Origin of the sequence: Streptomyces sp. NPDC051173, from assembly GCF_040689515.1 — a bacterium.
Lineage (GTDB): Bacteria > Actinomycetota > Actinomycetes > Streptomycetales > Streptomycetaceae > Streptomyces.
In genome coordinates, this window is sequence record NZ_JBFBBD010000149.1 from 1 (window position 1) to 4,118 (window position 4,118).

Below are 4,118 nucleotides of genomic sequence, written 5' to 3' on the forward strand. Positions count from 1 at the left end.
GGACGGGCTGGATGGTGCGGACCGTAGCCAGCGAATTCAGCCCGTCCGGCGTTTGAGGACACGCCCGCAAGGCGCCCCCGCCGCTGGGGGCACCTCCCAGCGGTAGCTGGGGGAGGCAACGGACCTGCACGTCGGGGTCTGGGGCGGAGCCCCAGTCTCGGGAAGGGGCGGGGCTGGGGAAAGAGCCCGCCGCAGGCGTCCATCGCCGGTCAGAAGAACGTGCGGATGTACTCCGTCACCGTCCCCGATTCCGCCGCCAACGGAATGAGCTGCCACTTGTCGAAAACCGTGCAGGGATGCGAAAGCCCCAGCCCCACCCAGTCGCCGACCTCCAGCTCCACACCCTCCGCCAGTGAGACGAAAGCGTGCTGATCCGCCAGCCCCACCACGCTCATCCCCGTCGCAGGGCGCAGCGAGCCGTCGCGGGCCGAGCGGACGACCTGGGGTTCGGGCAGGTCCAGGTCGTACGAGGCGTCCCGCTTGCCCGCGTTGAGGTAGGCGCGGCCCGGCTCGGGCCGGGAGACGACCTGGGCCCAGAGGCGGAACGCGGGCCGCAGGGCGCCCTCTTCGGGGTGCCGGTTGAACGGCGTCTTGCGGCGGTACGAGCCGTCGTCGTGCGTCACGTACGCCCCGGAGCGCAGCAGCTTCAACACCGGTGCGGACAGCGGCGGGAGCTCGCCGAAGACCTCGGCCACGGCGTCGAACCACGCGCTGCCGCCCGCGCTGACGACGATCTCCTCCACGCCCGTGAACCGGCCCGCCTTGTCGAACTCCACCGCCAGCGCGGTCATCCGCCGCAGCCAGGCGCGTACGGCGTCGCCGTCGGCGTCCGGGATTTCCGCCTCGTACCCCGCGACGCCCACCAGGCGCAGCGTGTCCGTGGCGGCCACGGCGTCGGCGACGGCGGTGCCGTCGGCCTCGGTGCGGATGCCCGTACGGCCGCCCTCGGCGCCCAGTTCGACGACGACGTCCAGGGGGCGCGTCGCGCCGGCCGCGCGCAGGGCGGTGTCCATCAGCTCGACGCCGCGTACGGAGTCGACGTACGTGATCAGGCGGAAGTCCGGGTCGGCGGTGAGCTCGGCCGCCAGCCAGCGGAGGGCGGCCGCGTCCACGACCTCGTTGGCGAGGAAGACGCGTTTGATGCCGAAGGCGCGGTAGACGCGGACCTGGGTGGGCACGGCGGCCGTGATCCCCCAGGCGCCGTGCTCCAGCTGACGCTCCAGCAGCCGGGGGGCGAGGGAGGTTTTCCCGTGGGGCGCGAACGCGAGGCCGTGCTCGGCGGACCAGCGCTCCATGAGCGCGAGGTTGTGGTCGAGCGCCTCGGCGGAGAGGGCGAGCACGGGCGTGGTGAAGCCACCGGTGAACAGCGAACGGCGCTCCGCCGCCAGCGCGCCGACCGTCAGGCCCTCGGCGTCCGGGGGCAGGCCTTTGAAGCGGTGGTCGACGCGCTCCTCGGCGAGGCGGGCGAGGGCGTCTCCGGCGGCGGCCATGGAGCCTCCAGGGTGTGATGAGGGCATTGCAGTATGTGCAACTTCCATTGCGTATAACGCTTGCCGCTGTCTAACATCCCGGCAAGCGCCGGGTCAACGGTTCGCCGGGCCCCCGGGGAGACCGTGACACAGTGCGCACAGAACGCGGAACGAGGGGGATCGTGGCTGCCGACTTTGAGGCCCCGGACGTCGTCTGCCTCGGTGAGTCCATGGTCACCTTCCACCCCACCCGGCCCGGCCGCCTCGCCGACGTACCCGCCTTCGAGCGCGGCATCGGCGGCGCCGAGTCGAACGTCGCCTGCGCCCTCGCCGCCGCCGGACACCGCGCGCGGTGGGTCGGCCGGGTCGGCACGGACGGCTTCGGCGACCACGTGGTGGAGGCGATCGCCGCGTACGGCGTCGACGTCACCCGCGTGCGGCGCGACCCCCGGCGCCCGACCGGCGTCTACTTCCGTACGGCGGGCGAGCGCGCGGTGGACGGCCTGCCCGGGGCGGACGCGTCCGAAGTGGTCTACTACCGCGCCGGGTCCGCCGCCTCGGCGATGTCCCCGGCGTCGATCCCGGCCGCGGACGTGTGGTCCGGGCGGATCCTCCACCTGTCCGGGATCACGGCCGCGCTGTCCGCCGACTGCCTCGCCCTCATGCGCGGGCTCACGCAGCGGCGGGCCGGCCGGCCGCTGGTCTCCTTCGACGTGAACTACCGGCCGGCGCTGTGGAAATCGCCGGCCGGTGAGGTGCTCGCCGAGCTCGCCCGGAGCTCCGACATCGTCTTCGTCGGGGAGGACGAGGCGGAGGCGGTCTGGGGCGTCCGAGGGCCTGACGCGGTGCGCTCCTTCCTGCCGGAACCATCCGTTCTGGTGGTGAAGCGGGGAGCCGGGGCGGCGGTGGCGTACGCGGCCCTCCACGCCACCGGCGACACGCCGTCCGCACCCACCGACCACGTCGTCAGCGTGCCCGCCTTGCGCGTCGACGTCGTCGCACCCGTCGGCGCCGGGGACGCCTTCGCCGCGGGGTTCCTCTCCGGCACGCTGCGCGGGCTGCCCCTGGAAGCACGCGTCCGGTACGCGCACCTGACGGCCGCCGCCGCGCTGACCGTGCCCGGTGACCTCGGCGTGCCGCCGGAGCGCGCGTACGCCGACCACCTGATCGCGCTCGACGACGACGCATGGGGGACACTGCGACTCGGCCCCGGCTGGACCGGCCGGAGCACCAGCGTGGAAGAGGGCACCGCCGTATGAGCCAGACCGTCGACCGTGCCCTCACGATCCTGCCGCTGCTCGCCGAGGGCCCCGCCAATCTCGAACAGGTGGCCCGGCGGCTCGGTGTCCACAAGTCGACCGCGCTGCGGCTGCTGCGCACCCTGCACGAGCACGGGTTCGTCTACCGCCAGCAGGACCAGCGGTACCGCCTCGGCGCCCGCCTCTTCGCCCTCGCCCAGCAGGCCGTGGAGAGCCTCGACGTACGCGAGATCGCCCACCCGCACCTCGTCGCCCTCAACGAGCGCTGCGGCCACACGGTGCACCTCGCCGTCCTGGAGGACAACGAGGTCCTCTACATCGACAAGGTCGAGAGCCGCTACCCCGTACGGATGTACTCCCGCATCGGCAAGCCCGTCGCGATCACCGTCGCCGCCGTCGCCAAGCTGCTCCTCGCCGACCTGCCGGAACCCGAGCGCCGTGCCGTCGCCGAGCGGCTCGACTACCCCTCGTACACCGCCCGTTCCACGCCGAACGCCGCCGCCTACCTCAAGGAGCTCGCGACCGTACGCGCGCAGGGGTGGGCCACCGACCTCGGCGGCCACGAGGAGTCCATCAACTGCGTCGGGGCGCCCGTCCGCGGCGTCGACGGGCGCGTGGTCGCCGCGTGCTCGATCTCCGCGCCGAACGTCGTCGTCTCCGCCGAGGAACTTCTTCACCTGCTCCCGCAGTTGCGCCGCACCGCCGACGCCATCAGCGCGGAGTTCTCCGGAAACACCACACCGTCCACGAACTCCCCCAAGGAGAAGGCATGACCGAGAAGCTCGAGAAGACAGCGATCACTCCGGCCGGGCACAGCGCGCCGCCCGCGAAGTTCTCGCACGGCGTGAAGAAGGGCAACATCCTCCAGGTCGCCGGCCAGGTCGGCTTCCTGCCCGCCGCGGAGGGCGAGGAGCCGGTGCCGGCGGGGCCGACGCTGCGCGACCAGACGCTCCAGACCCTCGCGAACGTGAAGGCGATCCTGGAGGCGGGCGGGGCCGCCTGGGAGGACGTCATCATGCTTCGCGTCTACCTCACGGATCCGGGGCAGTTCGACGAGATGAACGCCATCTACAACGAGTACTTCGCTGATTTGAAGTCGGTGCCGTCGGCTCGTACGACGGTGTACGTCGGGCTGCCGGGTGATCTTCTGGTCGAGATGGACGCGCTGGCTGTTCTGGGCTGACGGTTCCGCCTGCGGCGGGCTTGTTCCCCACCCCGCCCCTCCCCGAACCGGGGCACGCGCCCCAGGCCCCCGGCTACGGGTCGGTTGGCGCCTGCGGCGCTTTGTTCCCCAGCCCCGCCCCTTCCCGAAACTGGGGCGCTGCCCCAGACCCCGCAACACGCTTCGCGCGTTGTCCTCAAACTCCCCCAGCTACCGCTGGGAGGTGCC

Annotated in this window: 4 protein-coding genes; 3 read left to right on the plus strand and 1 reads right to left on the minus strand. The window is 72.6% G+C overall.

Annotated features, from left to right (window positions below; translation table 11 throughout):
• Positions 1–209: 209 nt before the first annotated feature.
• Positions 210–1,490, minus strand: coding sequence for an alanine racemase (locus tag AB0435_RS33870; RefSeq protein WP_366428705.1), 1,281 nt, complete (start codon positions 1,488–1,490; stop codon positions 210–212).
• 161 nt (positions 1,491–1,651) lie between these two features.
• On the opposite strand from AB0435_RS33870, the gene AB0435_RS33875 reads away from it, so the two are divergent.
• The 3 genes from AB0435_RS33875 to AB0435_RS33885 are packed head-to-tail and all read left to right on the plus strand — an operon-like array spanning position 1,652 to position 3,911.
• A complete protein-coding gene (locus AB0435_RS33875; protein WP_366008521.1) occupies positions 1,652–2,728 on the plus strand; it encodes a sugar kinase in 1,077 nt (358 codons plus the stop codon).
• Positions 2,725–3,501 (plus strand): IclR family transcriptional regulator, encoded by a 777-nt coding sequence (locus AB0435_RS33880; protein ID WP_366008520.1) that lies wholly within the window; start codon positions 2,725–2,727, stop codon positions 3,499–3,501. Before AB0435_RS33875 ends, AB0435_RS33880 begins: the two co-directional genes overlap by 4 nt.
• Entirely contained in the window at positions 3,498–3,911 is a 414-nt protein-coding gene (locus AB0435_RS33885) for a RidA family protein (protein ID WP_366008519.1), read from the plus strand. Before AB0435_RS33880 ends, AB0435_RS33885 begins: the two co-directional genes overlap by 4 nt.
• The last annotated feature ends 207 nt before the right edge of the window (positions 3,912–4,118 follow it).